The organism is Kitasatospora sp. NPDC048286, assembly GCF_043201735.1.
In the GTDB taxonomy this organism is placed as follows: domain Bacteria; phylum Actinomycetota; class Actinomycetes; order Streptomycetales; family Streptomycetaceae; genus Kitasatospora.
In genome coordinates this window covers 93,981-110,126 of sequence record NZ_JBICZE010000002.1, presented here as the reverse complement: position 1 = coordinate 110,126, position 16,146 = coordinate 93,981, and the positions used below count along the sequence as shown (strand labels likewise).

Annotated in this window: 16 protein-coding genes; 7 read left to right on the top strand and 9 right to left on the bottom strand. The window is 73.3% G+C overall.

The annotated features are described in order from the left end of the window. Positions 1 to 69 precede the first annotated feature (69 nt). The 6 genes from ACGF13_RS04800 to ACGF13_RS04775 form a co-directional block, all read right to left on the bottom strand. On the bottom strand, positions 70 to 492 hold the full coding sequence (locus tag ACGF13_RS04800; RefSeq protein WP_392868976.1) for an SHOCT domain-containing protein: 423 nt from the start codon (positions 490 to 492) through the stop codon (positions 70 to 72). Positions 493 to 590: 98 nt separating this feature from the next. Further along, positions 591 to 1,175 (bottom strand): NUDIX hydrolase, encoded by a 585-nt coding sequence (locus ACGF13_RS04795; protein WP_392868974.1) that lies wholly within the window; start codon positions 1,173 to 1,175, stop codon positions 591 to 593. Further along, positions 1,172 to 2,323 carry a type III polyketide synthase gene (locus ACGF13_RS04790; protein WP_392868972.1) on the bottom strand — a complete coding sequence of 384 codons (1,152 nt, stop codon included), beginning with the start codon at positions 2,321 to 2,323 and terminating at the stop codon, positions 1,172 to 1,174. The genes ACGF13_RS04795 and ACGF13_RS04790 overlap by 4 nt, the downstream gene beginning before the upstream one ends. 50 nt (positions 2,324 to 2,373) lie before the next feature. Next, positions 2,374 to 3,579 carry a cytochrome P450 gene (locus ACGF13_RS04785; RefSeq protein WP_392868970.1) on the bottom strand — a complete coding sequence of 402 codons (1,206 nt, stop codon included), beginning with the start codon at positions 3,577 to 3,579 and terminating at the stop codon, positions 2,374 to 2,376. Between the two features lie 186 nt (positions 3,580 to 3,765). After that, positions 3,766 to 4,497 (bottom strand): response regulator, encoded by a 732-nt coding sequence (locus tag ACGF13_RS04780; RefSeq protein WP_392870027.1) that lies wholly within the window; start codon positions 4,495 to 4,497, stop codon positions 3,766 to 3,768. Between the two features lie 32 nt (positions 4,498 to 4,529). After that, positions 4,530 to 5,381 (bottom strand): sensor histidine kinase, encoded by an 852-nt coding sequence (locus ACGF13_RS04775; protein ID WP_392868968.1) that lies wholly within the window; start codon positions 5,379 to 5,381, stop codon positions 4,530 to 4,532. Positions 5,382 to 5,499: 118 nt separating this feature from the next. Between ACGF13_RS04775 and ACGF13_RS04770 the strand changes: the two genes are divergently transcribed. The 4 genes from ACGF13_RS04770 to ACGF13_RS04755 all read left to right on the top strand — a co-directional run bounded on the left by ACGF13_RS04770 (position 5,500) and on the right by ACGF13_RS04755 (position 10,483). Next, positions 5,500 to 6,225, top strand: coding sequence for an ABC transporter ATP-binding protein (locus ACGF13_RS04770; protein ID WP_392868966.1), 726 nt, complete (start codon positions 5,500 to 5,502; stop codon positions 6,223 to 6,225). Next, the gene (locus ACGF13_RS04765; protein ID WP_392868964.1) at positions 6,222 to 8,531 is read left to right on the top strand and encodes an FtsX-like permease family protein; all 2,310 of its coding nucleotides are present in this window, start codon (positions 6,222 to 6,224) and stop codon (positions 8,529 to 8,531) included. Before ACGF13_RS04770 ends, ACGF13_RS04765 begins: the two co-directional genes overlap by 4 nt. A 151-nt stretch (positions 8,532 to 8,682) precedes the next feature. Further along, entirely contained in the window at positions 8,683 to 9,618 is a 936-nt protein-coding gene (hemC, locus tag ACGF13_RS04760; RefSeq protein ID WP_392868962.1) for a hydroxymethylbilane synthase, read from the top strand. A 325-nt stretch (positions 9,619 to 9,943) separates the two neighbouring features. Continuing rightward, positions 9,944 to 10,483, top strand: a complete 540-nt coding sequence (locus ACGF13_RS04755) for a hypothetical protein (RefSeq protein ID WP_392868960.1) — start codon at positions 9,944 to 9,946, stop codon at positions 10,481 to 10,483. 36 nt (positions 10,484 to 10,519) lie between these two features. Here the strand turns inward: ACGF13_RS04755 and ACGF13_RS04750 are convergent, their stop codons facing one another. Continuing rightward, the gene (locus ACGF13_RS04750) at positions 10,520 to 11,038 is read right to left on the bottom strand and encodes an ArsR/SmtB family transcription factor (RefSeq protein WP_392868958.1); all 519 of its coding nucleotides are present in this window, start codon (positions 11,036 to 11,038) and stop codon (positions 10,520 to 10,522) included. Between the two features lie 59 nt (positions 11,039 to 11,097). Here ACGF13_RS04750 and def point away from each other — a divergent pair, with 59 nt between their 5' ends. Together def and ACGF13_RS04740 are read left to right on the top strand one after the other, a co-directional pair. Next, positions 11,098 to 11,712 carry a peptide deformylase gene (gene def / locus ACGF13_RS04745; protein WP_392868957.1) on the top strand — a complete coding sequence of 205 codons (615 nt, stop codon included), beginning with the start codon at positions 11,098 to 11,100 and terminating at the stop codon, positions 11,710 to 11,712. A 67-nt stretch (positions 11,713 to 11,779) separates the two neighbouring features. After that, positions 11,780 to 11,965 (top strand): hypothetical protein, encoded by a 186-nt coding sequence (locus ACGF13_RS04740; protein ID WP_392868955.1) that lies wholly within the window; start codon positions 11,780 to 11,782, stop codon positions 11,963 to 11,965. A gap of 45 nt (positions 11,966 to 12,010) precedes the next feature. Here ACGF13_RS04740 and ACGF13_RS04735 read toward each other — a convergent pair whose 3' ends face one another. Together ACGF13_RS04735 and ACGF13_RS04730 are read right to left on the bottom strand one after the other, a co-directional pair. Next, complete coding sequence (locus ACGF13_RS04735) at positions 12,011 to 14,407, bottom strand: FtsX-like permease family protein (RefSeq protein ID WP_392868953.1); 2,397 nt, start codon at positions 14,405 to 14,407, stop codon at positions 12,011 to 12,013. Continuing rightward, positions 14,407 to 15,081, bottom strand: a complete 675-nt coding sequence (locus ACGF13_RS04730; RefSeq protein WP_392868951.1) for an ABC transporter ATP-binding protein — start codon at positions 15,079 to 15,081, stop codon at positions 14,407 to 14,409. The genes ACGF13_RS04735 and ACGF13_RS04730 overlap by 1 nt, the downstream gene beginning before the upstream one ends. A gap of 304 nt (positions 15,082 to 15,385) precedes the next feature. Here ACGF13_RS04730 and ACGF13_RS04725 point away from each other — a divergent pair, with 304 nt between their 5' ends. Beyond that, positions 15,386 to 16,051 carry a class I SAM-dependent methyltransferase gene (locus tag ACGF13_RS04725; protein ID WP_392868949.1) on the top strand — a complete coding sequence of 222 codons (666 nt, stop codon included), beginning with the start codon at positions 15,386 to 15,388 and terminating at the stop codon, positions 16,049 to 16,051. The last annotated feature ends 95 nt before the right edge of the window (positions 16,052 to 16,146 follow it).

The following is a 16,146-nucleotide window of genomic DNA, read 5'->3' as shown; positions in this document are numbered from 1 at the left end:
ACGGCCCGGGGCCGGTGGACGCGCGCACCGCGTCCACCGGCCCCGGGCCGTCGTTGACCGTCCGGACGTTCAGGCCAGGATCTTCTCCTTGGCCTTCTGGTACTCCTCCTCGGAGATCGCGCCCTTCTCCTTCAGCTCCGCCAGTTTCGCCAGGTCGTCGACGTGGCTGCGGCCGCCGCCCTCGGGCCCCGACGCCGCCGCGTCCCGGACGTAGGCCGTGAACGCGGCCTGGTTCTCCTGGGCCTGTTGGATGTCGCGCTTGGTCATCGACTGCCCGCGTGCGATCAGGTACACGAGGACGCCGATCAGGGGAAGGATGATCACCAGGACGAGCCAGCCGGCCTTGCCCCAGCCGCTGAGGTCGTGGCTGCGGAAGATGTCCGTGATGATCTTGAACAGCAGGAAGAACCAGAGCACCCAGAGGAAGAACTCCAGCATCGTCCAGAAGATGTTGAGCACCGGGTAGTCCACGGCCAGTGAGGTGGTGTCCATGGCTGAGTAATACCACCGCAAAACGGACATCTTCACTCGGTGTTCGGCCGTTCAAGTGACCTTCGGCAGCCGCGGGAATAGCCGCCCGGGCCGGGGTCTCACCCCAGTCCGGCCCGCCGGCGCAGCTCCACGGCCAGCGCGACCAGCTCGCCCCACCAGGCGTCGTGCCCGGTCAGCAGCAGCCGCTCGGCCTCCGCGGGCGGCACCGCGCGGACCTCGACCACCTGCTCGCCGTCCGCCGGGTTGGTCGGCGCGGAGTCCAGCACGACCTCGCCCCAGCCCCACAGCCAGGCCTTCTCCGGGTGCGGCTGCCACGGCCGGTACGGCACCGGGTCCTCGGTGCGGCAGCGGTGGGCGCCCAGCCAGCGCGGCTCGTCGAGCAGCCGGGCGCCGGCCTCCTCCGCCAGCTCGCGGGCGAGGCAGGAGGCGATGCTCTCGTCCCGTTCCCGGGTGCCGCCGGGCAGGAACCAGTGGTCCCGGTCGTCCCGGCAGAGCACCACCCGGTCGTCCGCGAAGCCGACCAGGTGGATGTTGGTGACCAGTGCGTCCGGCGGCAGCTCGGTGGAGAACCGGGCGTCGAACCGCCCCCAGCTCCAGTACTGCGGCGCGTGCAACGCCGGGAACAGTGCTGCTAGTTCGGTTGATCTGGCAGAGGCATCGGCGCGGTTCGCGGTGTCGGTCATTCCGTGATCGTAGTGCCGGCCGGGAAACGGCGGGGGGCGGTCGGGTGGACGAGGGCAATGTCGGAGGTGGAGATGGCGCGCGGGCGCGCCCCCTCGGTCGGTGCGCCGACCCAACTGCCCAGTGAGATCTCGGCGGTGATGCCGGGACCGAAGCCGGCGATCAGCCCGGTGGTGCCCTCGGGCACGCCGCCGTCGGCGAACAGCCGGGCCAGGGCGTCGAAGACCACGGCGCTGGCGATGTTGCCGCGTTCGGTGAGTGTCGCCCGGCTGTAGCGGAAGGTGGCCGGTTCCAGGTCGAGGAAGCGGCACAGGTCGTCCAGGATGCGCGGGCCGCCCGCGTGCACGATGTAGAAGCCGAGCCCGGAGACGTCCCAGCCATGCTCCCCGGCCAGGCCGCGCAGCGCGGGCGCGAGCATCTCCATCGTGCCGGGCACCCGCTTGTCCAGCCGGAAGTGGAAGCCGGTGTCCTTCACCCCGTACGAGATCCAGTCCTCGGTGTGCGGGACGAGGTGCGAGCCGTTGCGCTCGACCTGGACGCCGCGCCCGCCGTTCCCGCGCATCACCACGGCGGCGACCGCGTCCCCGAAGAGGCCGTTGGAGAGCAGCGAGCCGACGCCGAGGTCGGTCGGCTGGTAGCAGAGCGAGCAGAACTCGCAGGCCACGATCAGTACGTTGGCGCCCGGGTAGGCGCGGCAGAAGTCGTGGGCCCGGTTGACGGCGGCGCCGCCGGCCGCGCAGCCGAGCTGGGCGATCGGCACCTGGCGGGTGTCGGAGCGGAAGCCCATGGTGTTGATCAGCCAGGCGGTCATCGACGGCATCATGAAGCCGGTGCAGGACACGTAGACGATCAGGTCGATGTCACCGGCCGTCAACTCGCCGTGGTCGAGCGCCCGTTCGACCACCTCGGGGACGCGCCGCTTGGCCTCGCGCTCGTACAGCTCGTTGCGGACGGTGAAGCCCGGGTGGGCGAGGGTCCGCTCGATCGGCTGGACCAGGTGCCGGGTGCGCACCCCGGTGTTCTCGATCAGCCGCAGTGCCAGGCCGAGTTGCGGGTGCCCGGCGTGCAGGGTGCGGGCCAGGTCGAGGGTCTCGTCGAGGGTGATGACGTGCTCGGGTACGGCGATGGCGGGGCGGCAGAGTGTTGCCATGGGTGCGGGATCTCCCCAGTGCTGCGGGAACGGTGGGTCGAGGGGAGGCGCTACCAGGCCACCGGCAGGGTGCGCGGGAAGCGCCAGATCGAGCCGGAGTCCCAGTCGAGTTCGGCCGGGTCGACGGCCAGCCGCAGCCGGGGGAAGCGGCGCAGCAGGGTGCCGATGGCGACCTGCAGCTCCATCCGGGCCAGGTGCGAGCCGAGGCAGTGGTGCTGGCCGTACCCGAAGGCCATGTGGGTGGGCGCGCCGCGGTCGAGGTCCAGCTCGTCGGGGCGCTCGTAGACCGAAGGGTCCCGGTTGGCGGTGAGGTAGGAGACGTGCACGGCCTCGCCGGCCCGGATCGGCGTGCCGCCCAGCTCGACGTCCTCGGTGGCGACCCGGGCGATGCCGACGCCCTGGCGGAACGGGATGAAGCGCAGCAGCTCCTCCAGGGCGCGGGGCAGCATGTCCGGCTGGGCGCGCAGCTTGGCGAGCTGCTCGGGGTGGGTGAGCAGGGTGTAGCCGATGTTGCCGAGCTGGTAGGTGCTGGTGTCGTGGCCGGTGACCAGCAGGACCATCGCCATGACGGTCAGCTCGTCCGGGTCGAGCAGTTCGTCGCCGTCGCGGGCGGTGGCGAGGGCGCTGATCAGGTCCTCGCGGGGGTGGGCCCGGCGTTCGGCGGTGAGCTCGGTGAAGTACGCGCGCAGGGCGGCCTTGGCGGCCTCCTGGCCGTCCCGGCTGCCGGGGCCCATCCGCATCATCGCCACGGCGTGGCCGCGCAGTTCGGTGCGGTCGGCCGCGGGGATGTCCAGCAGTTCGCAGATGGTGGCGAGCGGGAGGCGGCCGGCCAGGAAGTGCATCAGGTCGGCGGGGGCGCCGTGCTCGGTCATCTCGTTGAAGTAGCCGTCGACGGTCCGCTGGGTGGCCGGGCGCATCCGCTCGACCTGGCGGTTGGTGAAGGCCTGGGCGACGAGCCGGCGCAGCCGGTTGTGGGCGGGCGGGTCCATCAGGTTGATCGCCTCGGCCTGGGCGATCGGGGCGGGCGTCATTCGGGGCAGGTCGCGGCCGATGCCCGCGGCGCGGCTGAACCGGCGGTCGGTGGTGACGGTCCTGACGTCCTCGTGGCGGGTGGCCAGCCAGGCCTCGCCCTCGCCGTGCGGCAGCCGGATCCTGGCGACCGGGGCTTCGGTGAGCAGTCGCTTCAGGAGGGGGTCGAACTCCAGGCCGTCGGTGTGGTGGAAGGGGCAGTCCCACACGGAGGTTTTGGTGGTCACGGGCCGGTCCAGGTGTGCTCGTCATGCCGGGGTGGCGCCCGAGGTGATCGGTCCGGTTCGGGCGTGGACATGCAGATGGTGCCCCATGAAATGGCAAAAAGGGGAGTTCGGTGCGGAGTTAACTCAAATGAGTGAGATTCGGCTGATAGTCACGCGAACTGGTGTACGGTAAATATGAATTGACGGTCAGCCACCGCCCGGCGCGACCAGCCCGGTCTCGTACGCGAGCACCACCGCCTGCGCCCGGTCGCGCAGGTTGAGCTTGGCGAAGATCCGCGCCACGTGGGTCTTCACCGTCGACTCGCTGAGCGTCAGTTCGCGCGCCAGCTCGGTGTTGGACAGCCCGCGGCCGAGCAGCGCCAGCACCTCCGCCTCGCGCGGGGTGAGCGGCGCGAGGTCGCGGTGCAGCGGCGGGCCGTCGGTGCCCGGGGCCGGGCGCGGCGCACCGGCCGCGAAGCGCTCGACCAGGCGGCGGGTGATCGAGGGGGCGAGCAGCGCGTCCCCGGTGTCCACCAGCCGTACGGCGGCGGCGAGGTGGGCCGAGGTGACGTCCTTGAGCAGGAAGCCGCTGGCCCCGGCGGACAGCGCGGCGTAGACGTAGTGGTCCAGGTCGAAGGTGGTCAGCATGATCACCCGGCAGCCGGGCACCTGGGCCAGGATGCGCCGGGCGGCCTCCAGGCCGTCCATGCCGGGCATCCGGATGTCCAGCAGTGCGACGTCCGGGCGGTGCAGGACGGCGGCGGCCACCGCCTCGGCGCCGTCGCCGGCCTCGGCGACCACGTCGATGCCGCGCGCGGTGAGGATCATCCGGAAGCCCGTGCGGACCAGCTCCTGGTCGTCCGCGATCACCACCCGCGGGCGGCTCTCCTGCTCCGGCTGCTGACCCTGGCCAGGCTCCTGGCCCTGCGCCGCGTCCATGGCCCCCTGCTCCACGTCCATGCTCCCCTCCGTCACGGCCGGTCCAGCGGGATGCGGGCACGGACCCGGAAGCCGCCGCCGATCCGGCGCCGGGCGTCCAGGTCCCCGCCGTACACGGCGACGCGCTCGCGCAGGCCGATCAGCCCGCGCCCGGCGCCGTCCGCCGGCCGCGGGGCCGGACCGGGTGCCCCGGAGAGCACGCTCGGGCCGCTGTTGAGCACCTCCACCCGCAGGTAGTGGTCCGCGTAGCGCACCGTCACCTCCGCCGTCACCCCGTCCCCGTGCTTGAGCGCGTTGGTCAGCGCCTCCTGGATGATCCGGTACGCCGTCACGTCGATGCCGCCGGGCAGCGGCCTCGGCTCGCCGGAGATCCGCACCTCGACCGGCAGCCCGGCGAAGGCGAAGCGGTCGACCAGCGGGCTCAGCCGGCTCAGGCCGGGCTGCGGGGCGAAGCCGTCCCCGGCCGGCTCCTCGCCGCCGTCCGCGGCGGGGGCGAGCAGGCCCAGCAGGTGCCGCAGCTCGGTCATGGTGTCCCGCCCGGCGGCCTCGACCGCGGCCATCGCGGCCGCCGCCTCCTGCGGCATGGTGGCCAGCACCTCGCGCGCGGCCCCGGCCTGCACCACCATCAGGCTCACGTTGTGGCTCACGATGTCGTGCAACTCGGCGGCGATCCGGGCCCGTTCGGCGTCCACGGCGGTACGGGCGGCGCGATCCCGCTCCCGTTCCAGCAGCCAGCCGCGCTCGCCGATGGCCGCCCGGTGCAGCCGCCGCGCCCGGGCGAGCGCCACCGCCAGCCAGCCGGCCGCCGTGCCCGCAGCACCGGCCGTCGCGACGGCCGCCCACTCCCACCCCGTTCCCCACACGGCGTCAGCCTCCCAGGCCACACGGTGATCCACATCATCCGGGGGTGCCGCTCCCGTACATCCCCGGTACTACGGCCGCCCACGGTTACACCCGGGGTGGGACGTACGGACGGGGGCCCCGCCCCTACGGTCGTCCACCATGAGCAACGACCACGACGGGACCTCCCGGCCGGACGACGCGCAGGTCGTCGTCGAGCTGTCCGGGGTCCACAAGGAGTTCGGCGACGCCAAGGCGCTCGACGGCCTCGACCTGCGGATCCGCGCCGGCGAGGCGGTCGCCGTGATGGGCCCCTCAGGGTGCGGCAAGTCCACCCTGCTGAACATGGTGGCCGGGCTGGACCGGCCCACCGCCGGCACCGTCCGGGTGCACGGGCAGGACCTCGGACAGCTGAACGAGCACGGGCTGGCCCTGTTCCGTCGCCGCCACATCGGCATGATCTTCCAGTTCTTCAACCTGATCGACGACCTCCCCGCCCTCGACAACGTCGCCCTTGCCGCCCAGCTGACCGGCACCAGCGCCCGCCAGGCCCGCCGCCGCGCACTGGAGCTGCTGGACGAACTCGGCGTCGCGCACCGCAAGGACGTCTACCCGGCCACGCTCAGCGGCGGCGAACGCCAGCGCGTCGCGGTGGCCAGGGCCCTGATGAACCGCCCGGCCCTGCTGCTCGCGGACGAGCCCACCGGCGCACTGGACAGCCGCTCCGGCGAGCAGGTGATGGACCTGCTGATCGACCTCAACCAGATCGGGCAGACCCTGCTGATCGTCACCCACGACCCCAAGCTGGCCACCCGCTGCGCCAACCGGCTGGTCGAGGTGGCGGACGGGCGCGTGGCGAACGAGCGGATGCTGGAGGCGTCCGCATGACCGGCGCCGTCTGGCGCGCCTCGCGGGCGGCCGTGAAGCGCCGCCGGGTGCAGACCGTCGTGATCGGCCTGGTCGTCTTCTGCGCCACCACGACCGTGCTGCTCGCCCTCGCGGTGATCAGCGCCGCCCGGGCCCCCTTCGACGCGGCCTTCGGCGAGCAGCGGGGCGCTCACGTCGTCGCGGCCTTCGACCCGGCCGCGGCCTCCGCGGAGCAGCTGGCCGCCACCGCCCACCGGCCGGGCGTCGAGGCGGCCGCCGGGCCGTTCGACCAGGTCACGGTGCAGATCCCCATCGACTGGGTCGGCAGCCCGCCCGGGCCGCTGACCCTGGTCGGCCGCGCCGACCCGGCCGGGCCGGTGGACCGGGTGGAGCTGCTCTCCGGCCGCTGGGCCGCCGCACCCGGCGAGGTGGTCCTCAACTCGCTGTTCGGCGGCGCGGCGGACCGGCTCCTGAACACCCCGATCCCCATCGGCGGCGGCCGACAGCTCACCATCGTCGGCTTCGCCACCAGCATGAGCCAGAGCGCCGGCGGCTGGGTCACCCCCGAACAGGCGACCGCCCTGCACCCCACCGGCCGCCAGATGCTCTACCGCTTCACCGACGCCGCCGACGAGCAGCGGCTCGCCTCCGCCCTGGCCACCGCCACCGAGGGCCTGCCCGGGGAAGCGGTCGTCAGCACCCAGTCGTACCTGGTGCTCAAGGACGCCTTCTCGGCGGGCGCCGACTCCTACCTGCCGCTGATGACGGTCTTCGGCGTGCTCGGCCTGGTGGTCTCCGCGCTGATCGTCGGCAACGTGGTGAGCGGCGCGGTGGTCTCCGGCTACCGGCACATCGGCGTGCTGAAGTCGATCGGCTTCACCCCGCGCCAGGTGGTCACCGTCTACCTGACCATGGTCTCGGTGCCCGCGGTCGCCGGCACCGTCCTCGGCACGGCGGCCGGCTGGGTGGCGGCGTACCCGATTCTCAAGTCCGCCTTCTCCGGCATCGTCACCGGCACCGCCGTGATCGAGCCCGCCGGCTGGCTGCCCGCCGCCACCCTGGTCAGCGTCCCGCTGCTGGTCGTCCTCGCCGCCCTGGCCCCCGCCTCGCGCGCCCACCGGCTCCCCGCCGCCCGGGCCATCTCGGCCGGCAGCACGCCGCGCAACGGCCGCGGGCTGAAGGTCCAGCGCTGGCTGAGCGGCACCCGGCTGCCGCGCGCGGTCAGCCTCGGCCTCGGCCAGCCCTTCGCCCGCCCCGCCCGCACCGCGCTGACCATGTCGGCGATCGTGCTCGGCGTGGTCACCGTGACGATGACGACCGGTCTGAGCAGCACCCTGACCAGATTGGTGGACCACACCGACGGCCACACCCACGTCAACGTCCAGACCGCCCACTTCGCGGGCAACAAGGTCGCGCCGAAGCTCACCCCCGCCCAGACCGAGGCGATGCTGCGCGCCGCCCCCGGCGCCGAACAGGTCAGCACGCGCGGACTGGTCCAGGTGGGGCTGGTCGGCCACAACCAGCCCGCGTTCGCCGACTTCTACGGCGGCGACGACATCGTCGACTCCAAGCGGCTCTCCGTGGTGGACGGCCGCCCGGCGACCGGCCCGAACGAGATCGAGGCCGGGCCGTCCTTCCTCCGGCAGCACGGCCTCAGGGTCGGCGACAAGCTCACCCTGTCCCTGGACGGGCGGCAACTGCCCGTCACCCTCGTCGGCGAGGAGTCCGAGGGTAACCCCCGGGCCTTCGCCTCCAACGACGCCACCAGGGCCGCCCTCACCGACGACCCGCACGTGGTCGAGTACGACGTGAAGCTCGCCAAGGGCGCCGACGCCGAGGCCTACCGCAAGGCCGTGACGGACGCCGACCCCAGCCTCTCGGCCTCGGTGTTCGCGCCGAACCTGGCCGGGCCGATCGCCGCGGTCATCGCCTTCACCACGATCTTCACGGTGCTGCTGTCGGTGGTCGCCTCGCTCGGCGTCTTCAACACCCTGCTGCTCACCGTCCGCGAGCGCCGCCGCGACCTCGGCATGCTGAAGTCGATCGGGATGACACCCCGGCAGGTGGTCGCGATGACGGTCACCTCGGTGGCCTGGCAGGGCTTGGTCAGCGGGATCATCGGCATCCCGGTCGGGGTGGTGGCCCACCGGCTGATCTCCGAGAACGTGGTGACGATCGTCTTCCCGGAGGAGACGATCGACGTCTGGAACGCCCCGCTGCTCGCCGGCCTCGCGCTCGCGGGCGTCGCGATCGCCGTCCTCGGCGCCCTCGTCCCGGCCCGCTCGGCGGCCCGGCTGCCGATCGCCGAGGTGCTGCACAACGAGTGAAGCCGCGGGGGCGTGGACCCCAGGTGCGGACGGCCGGTCGGACACCCCGACCGGCCGTCCGCGTTGTCCGAGCTTGCGGTATCGTCCGCCGCGTCTGTCATGGCGCTGACGGATGCTCAATCCACGGTGTGAGGGCCCCTATCATCGCGCCATGGCCACCGCTGAGCTGATCCGCATCGTCTCCCGCTCCTCACCCATGGCACTGGCCCAGGTCGAGCGGGTCCGCACCGAACTCGCCGCCCTGCACCCGGGCCTGCGCACCGAGGTGGTGCCCGTCACCACCTCGGGCGACCGCTGGACGGGTGATCTCGCCCAACTCGGCGGCAAGGGCGCCTTCACCAAGGAGGTCGACGCCGCACTGCTCGCCGGAGAGGCCGACGTCGCCGTCCACTGCCTCAAGGACGTACCCGCCGACCGCCCGCTGCCGGCCGGCACCGTCTTCGCCGCCTACCTGCGCCGCGACGACATCCGCGACGCCCTCGTCCACCCCGGCGGCCTGCCGCTCGCCGCCCTCCCGCCCGGCACCCGGATCGGCACCTCCTCCGTCCGCCGGGTCGCCCAACTCGCCTCCTCCCACCCGCACCTGGAGTGCGTCCCGATCCGCGGCAACGCCAACAGCCGGCTCGCCAAGCTGGAGGCCGGGGACGTCGACGCCCTGCTGCTCGCCGTCTCCGGCCTGGAGCGGATCGGCGAGCAGGCCCGGATCACCGAGGTGCTCGGCATCGAGGCGATGTGCCCGCCGATCGGCGCCGGCATCCTCGTCCTGCAGTGCCGCGAGGGCGACGAGGCCACCATCGAGGCCGTCACCGGCCTCGGCCACCACGACACCTGGCGCGAGGCGGCGGCCGAGCGGATGTTCCTGCACGCCCTCCAGGGCCACTGCAACAGCCCGATCGCCGGCTACGCCAACGCCGAACGCGACGGCCGGCTGTCCCTGCGCGGCCGGGTCTTCACCCCGGACGGCAAGCAGGTGCTGGACGCCCACGAGTGGGCGGGCGCGCTCAGCCCCGAGGACCTCGGGACGTCGGTGGCCCTGGCGCTCAAGCGGCAGGGGGCGCAGGAGCTGATCTCCTCGATCCCGCACTGACCCGGGGAGGGGGGAGGGGCCGGGTCGGGGCCACAGCGGCGGCCCGACCGCCGCTGGCTTCCCGGCCTCGGGGCGTTGCGTTCTCGGCCCCGCTGCTTCCGCCCCGGCCACCTCGGGCCCCGCCCACGGCCGCCTTGAGTCCTGGCACTCCACCTCCGGTTCCTCGCCCCGGCTCCAAGGGCCGGAGCAGGCGCGACGCGCGACCTCACACCGGGGTGGTCGTTGCGGCGGGCGCGCGGTCGCGGGGTGACCGTACGGTGACGGTCCGGCATTTCTCCTCGTCCCCGGGAGAACCGGGCGGGCGCGAGGGGCGTCCGTTTCAGGCGTGATCAGTGCGGTGCTCGGCGGGATGCCGATGTTCTGGCCCGGGCTGCTGCTCTCGCTGGTGCCCGCGGCCCTGTTGAACCGGCCGGTGGGGCGGCTGCTGCGGGCCCACTGGGCGGTGGGCTTCGTGCTGCTGCTCGGGCTCGGCGGGGTGGTCGTGGCGATGCTGCTGCCGGACGCCTTCCGGCTCTCGGAGGGCGGCATCCGGCACTGCGCCGTGGAGGGCGGCCGCCCGCGTTCCCCGTACGAGTTGCTGCACGTGCGGCACATCGAGCTCAAGCTGGCGACCTACGCCCCGGTCGGCTTCGCGGCCGCGCTGGCGGGCACCCGGCGGCGGGCGGTGGTGGCGCTGCTGGGCGCGGCGGCGCTGCCGTTCGCGGTGTCGGCGCTGCACTACGCGCTGCCGGCGATCGGGCGGGCCTGTGACGTGCAGGACGTCTGGGACGGGGTGCAGGGGGTCGTCCTGGGGGCGGCGCTGGGGCTGGTGGCCGGGCCGCTGCTCCGGGCGGCGCGGTCGCGGTCGTGGTCGCGCGCGGCCTGAGCCGCACCCTGAGCCGCACCTGAACCGCGCCCTGGACTACTGGTCGAGGAGCGGGAAGAGCCGGGCGACGGCGGCGACCGGCCGGGCCTCGGCGGGTCGGGCGGCCGGGTTGGTCTCGCGGTCGCGGTAGCGGGCCAGCACCCGGCGGACCTCCTCGCCGACGGCGGCCAGTTCGGCGGGCGTCAGGTAGACGACGGCGCTGAAGGCCTCGTCCTGCTGCCACTCGGCGGGGGCTTCGCCGCGCCGGGCGAGCCAGCGCTGGTAGCTCTCGTCCTCCAGACCGCGCGCCAGTTCCCCGAACTCGCCGTCTCTGTCGGGCTGTTGAGCTGTCGGCAGCCGCCAGGGCCGGGCCCGTCCGTCGGTGGCGGGGGCTTCCTCGATCAGCCCGTACCGGGCGAGCTGCCGCAGGTGGAACGAGCAGAGGCCGGAGCTGAGGCCGAGCCGGGCGGCGGCCTCGGTGGAGGTGACGGTGCCGTGTTCGGCGAGCAGTTCCAGCAGCGCGGTGCGGACGGCGTGTTCGGGGAGGGGGCCGGTTCTGACGAGGTCTTCGGTCACTTTGCAAAGTCTGCTACTTTGCAAAGTCGGCAGCAAGCCCAACCCTCGAAGGAGCGCCCGTGTCCGAGCTGAGCGAACGCCCGTCCGTCCTGCGGATCACCGAGGTGGGGGAGGAGATCCTGCGCCGCACCTGCCGGACGGCCACCGAGGAGGACTTCGGCAGCGAGCGGCTGGCCCGGCTGATCGACGACATGTTCGCCACCATGTACGTCGCCGACGGCTGCGGCCTCGCCGCCAACCAGGTCGACGTGGACCTGCGCCTGTTCGTCTACGACTGCGTCGACGACGACGGCGTCCGGCACGCCGGCCACGTCCTCAACCCGGTGGTCGAGGAGCAGGAGGCGGGCCGCGCGCTGATCGAGGAGACCGAAGGCTGCCTGTCCGTCCCCGGCGCCCGCACCAAGCTCGCCCGCCCGGCCCGCACCGTGGTGCACGGCGTCGACCAGCACGGCGAGCCCGTCGTCATCGAGGGCGCCGGCTACTTCGCCCGCTGCCTCCAGCACGAGACCGACCACCTGAGCGGCGGGCTCTACATCGACCGGCTCTCCATCCGCGACCGCAAGCGGATGATGAAGCAGACCGCCGACCGCCGCGAGAAGGTCTTCGCCCAGCGCGCCGCCAAGGCCGCCAAGCTGGTTGAGGCCGGCCGCCAGGACGGGCCCCTGCCTCGCTAGGATCGTGCGACGGGCGCCTTACATCGGCGCGGCCGGGGGAGTGGAGATGCCGGACGGAACATTCATAGTGTTCTGGTCAGTGCCGGCGCTCCTGGTAGCGCTGCTCTGCTTCGCCGTGCTGCGGGAGCACGGCACACCCCTCGCCAAGCGGGCCTCCTGGGTGTTCCTCGCCATCGTGGCACTGCCGGCACTGATCCTGGCGCTGATCGTGACTCTGTTCCTCTGGCTGCTGGTATCGGCCGCCTTCCGGTGACGGCAGGGCCCGCGCGGACCCTGCCGTCACCCGGAGTGCGGCGGGTCACTCCCGGTGCAGGAACTCCGCCTTGACGCCCCGGCCGAGGGCGGGGAGCGCGCTCAGCCCCGCCACCGCGGCGCCGGCGAGCGCGATGGCGGCGACGGCGCCGAGCCCTCCGAGCGGGATCGCCCCCGAGGTGCCTCCCGCCCGTCCGTAGGCGCGGCCGACCAGCGCCGCGAGGCCGAGGGCCAGCGTGATGCCGGTGCCGTACGGGATGAGCACCTGGAGGAGTTGGGCGCGCCGCATGGTCGGAAGCGGGACCCCGACCACGGCCTGAAGGGCGACCTCGCGGCGGCGTTCGACCGCCCGGTCGATCGAGCCGACGGCGATGGCGGCGCAGGAGATCGCGAGCACCAGTAGGGTCCCGATCGTGAGCAGGGCCCGGAACAGCGGGAACTGGTACTGCTCCTCGAGCGCGATGTCCGGGACGGAGACCTTCAGGCTCGGATCCACCCGGGCGGCCGCCGCGTTGAGCGCCTCGAAGGTGGACCGCTCGCCGTCAGTGACGATCAGGTACGTCGTGGCGGGCAGTGCCGCGGTGGACAGCCCCGGCGTGCCGGGCGGCAGCAGCATGTCGGCCGCCACCGGAGAACCGTCGGAGACCGCGTTGCGGTCGGGGACGGCGAGGGTGCGGGTGGGCGCGGTCACCGTGACGGGGCTGTCGGCGGCTGTCGCCGGAGCCAGGGTCAGCGGCGCCCCGTCGTCGACCCCGGCCGGCTGCCCGGACCCGGCGAGCCAGTACGGCGTCCCTTCTTCGCAGGCCTGCGGCGCCTGCCTGATGACCGAGGACAGTTCGGCGCAGGTCAGGACGATGGCGTTGTGGACGCGCGGGGGCGCCTGGGACACACCGGCCGGGATGCCCTGGCCGGGCGTCGGTGCCGTGACGGGGAGCAGCGGCGTCTGTAGCCGCCGCACGGGGACGACGGAGCGCACCCCGGGGACGTCCGCGAAGGTGGCCGCCGCCAGGGGCATGCCGTCCGCGCCGGTCGTCGGACCCTGGTACACGCCGGGTGCCATCACCTGGGCCCAGGACTCGGCGGCGGTGCGGGACTGGATCGCCGCGAACACCGACTGCCCGAACGCCCCGGCGAAGACCAGCAGGACCAGCCCGGAGACGACCCGGGTTGCGGCGGCGGCCTCGGTCTCCAGCCGCCGGGCACCGAGCAGGACGGCGATCGACCGGGCCACCCGCCCGAGGAACACAGCGATGCTCCGGGCGATCAGCGGGGTGCCCGCCGCGAGGCCGATGAACACCAGCAGCAGTCCGGCGGCCATCGTCAGCAGCATCGAGGTGTTCGGGTCGCCGCGCTCCGGCGGAGGGCTGACCGCCGCGTATCCGCTGACCGCGATTCCGAGGGCCAGCGGCGCCAGCCGCCAGGGGGACGGCGCCTTCGGCACGGCATCGGTGCGCCCGGCCCGCGTGGCGGCGGTGACCCGCCGTACCGCGACGGCCCCCACGGCGACGGCGAGGACAGGAACGGCGAGCAGCAGCGCCGCGGTCTGCCACAGCGGGGGCTGGAGGTCGGCGGAGTACCAGCCGTAGCCCGCGACGGTCCACCGGGAGGTGAACGGCAGCAGCGCCTCGAAGACGGCCAGGCCGAGGAGCGCGCCCAGCGACGCCACCACGGCGCTCTCGCCCGCGTTCACCACCTGCGCCTGGCGCGGCGTCACCCCGAGCAGGCGGAGCGCGGCCAGCCGCCGGTCCCGGGTGGCGGCGGAGAGCCGGGCGCAGGAGGCGAGGAACAGCAGGACGGGTGTGAGGACGGCGATCACGCCGACGATCAGGGTGATGGTGTTCTTGCGGGCGTCCGCGACTGCCCCGGCCTCGGCCACCACCGCCGGGCCGGTGACGTCGTGCGCCAGCGGTCCGTACCCCTCGACTTGTTGGACCGGGGCGTTCGGGGTGCTCCCGACGCCGACGTAGGCGAGCAGTTCGTCGGGCTGGAGCAGGCCGTCGGCGGTGATCGTCGCGGTGACCCGGCCGGGCAGCCGGTCGCGCAGCGCCTGGTTGCCCGGCTCGTCGTAGAGCTTTCGCAGCGCGGGCGAGAGAACGACCTCGCCCGAAGCAGGCGGTCGGCTCAGGCCTGGCGGCGGGGCGTCGGTGGTCCCGGGGACCAGTTGGCGCTGCAGGGGACGGCCGTACCAGCTGTCCGACACGCTCTCGCCGAGCAGCCCGCAGCCGGCCGCCGGGCTACTGTCCGTGGCCGCGCAGATCACCGTCCGGGCGTCGGCCCGGTCGGCGCGGTGCTGCAGCATCCCGGGGACGGCGACCGCGAGCAGCAGCACGACCACGCCGAGCGCCGTACCGCCGGCCATCAGCGCGACCCGGGCCCAGCCCGAGCGGCCGTAGCCGCGTACCAGGCGGACACCCAGCAGTAAGGGGTAGAGGCGGGCTCGCATCACACCCGCTCCTTCGTGCCGACCACCCGGCCGTTGCTCATCACGATCTCGCGGTCCGCGCAGGCCGCCACGCGCGCCTCGTGGGTCACCACGACCACGGCGGCGCCCTGCTCCCGGGCGGCGGTGGTCAGCGCGGTCAGTACCCGTTCGCCGTTGACGGTGTCGAGCGCGCCGGTGGGCTCGTCCGCGAAGACCACCTTCGGGCGGTGGATCAAGGCCCGTGCCACGGCCGCTCGTTGGGCCTGCCCGCCGGAGATCTGGGAGGGGCGCTTGGCGGCGAGGGTGGCGATCTCCAGTCGTTCGAGTGCTTCCGCGGCCTGGCGGGCGGCTTCCTTGCGGGTCAGTCCCGCGAGCCGCAGCGGCAGGGCGACGTTCTCCAGTACGGACAGTTCGGGGATCAACTCGCCCAGCTGGAACACGAAGCCGAAGTCCCGTCGGCGCAGGGTGCTGCGACCCGCCTCGGGGAGGTTGTCGAACCGCTCGCCGTCGAGCCGGACGCTGCCGGCCTCGGGGGTGAGGATCCCGGCCAGGCAGTGCAGCAGCGTTGACTTGCCTGAGCCGCTGGACCCGGTCACGGCCACCACCTCCCGTGGGGCGACTGCGAACGAGACGCCGTCCAGCGCACGGGTCGTGCCGAAACTGAGGCTCAGCTCCTCGGCTACCAGAAGATTCATTGCCTGCCCTCTCGCGACTTTACAGGTGCGTGGCGATCGTCCCACCAATGAGAGGTGTTGACTCATCATTCAATAATCGGATCACAATGCTCCGATTGCGGAGTCGAGTATCCGGTCGCCCATGAAGACTTCCTGGTAAACCCTGCCAAGATCCTGAATCTCGCCGTTCACATACGGCTTTCCGCCGGAGTTGCTTCCGTGTAATTCGGTTGTCTTCTGGTGCTCGCCGCGTAGCTGCCGGATGAGATCCAGGCGGCTCGGGTAGTCGTTCGCGGTGGCACCATCGCAGCCCTACGCTGGGGCGGTGACCGAGCCCGCGCACCTCGCCGCCGTCCGGGAGTCGTACGACACCGTCGCCGCGGACTACCTCCGCCTCGTCGTCCCGCCCGAGGGCATGGACCCGGTGTCCCGGGCGATGCTGGCCGCCTTCGCGGAGCTGGTGCGGGAGGCGGGCGGGGGTGAGGTCGCCGACCTCGGGTGCGGGCCCGGGCGGGTGACGGCGTACCTGTGCGGTCTGGGGCTGTCGGCCTTCGGGGTGGACGTGTCCGGCGAGATGGTCACGCTCGCCCGCCGGGCCTACCCCCAACTGCGCTTCCTCCAGGGATCGATGGCTGACCTCGACCTTCCCGACGGCGCCCTCGGCGGCATCCTCGCCTGGTACTCCGTCCACCACACCCCGGAAGATCAACTGCCGCAGCTCTTCGCCGAGTTCCACCGCATCCTCGCGCCTGGTGGCCACCTCCTCCTCGGCGGCCACGCCGGTGAGGCCCAACTGCTGCGCCCCGCCCGGGCGTACGGCCACCCGGTGTCGTACGCCTCGCACCTCGTCCCGGTCGGGCGCCTCGTCGAGCTGCTGGAGGCGGCCGGCTTCACCGTCACGACCCGCCTCGAACAGCCCAACCCGCAGCGGGCCGAACGCTCCTACGTCTGCCTGCTGGCCACGCCTGCCGACGGGCACGTCACGGCCTGAATCACCTGGACGGGGCACGAGCCCGCGCGGGCGGGCATTCGGTCGGGGACGATCGAACCGTTCCCCAGCCCGGCCGATCCTTCCGCGATCCGCGT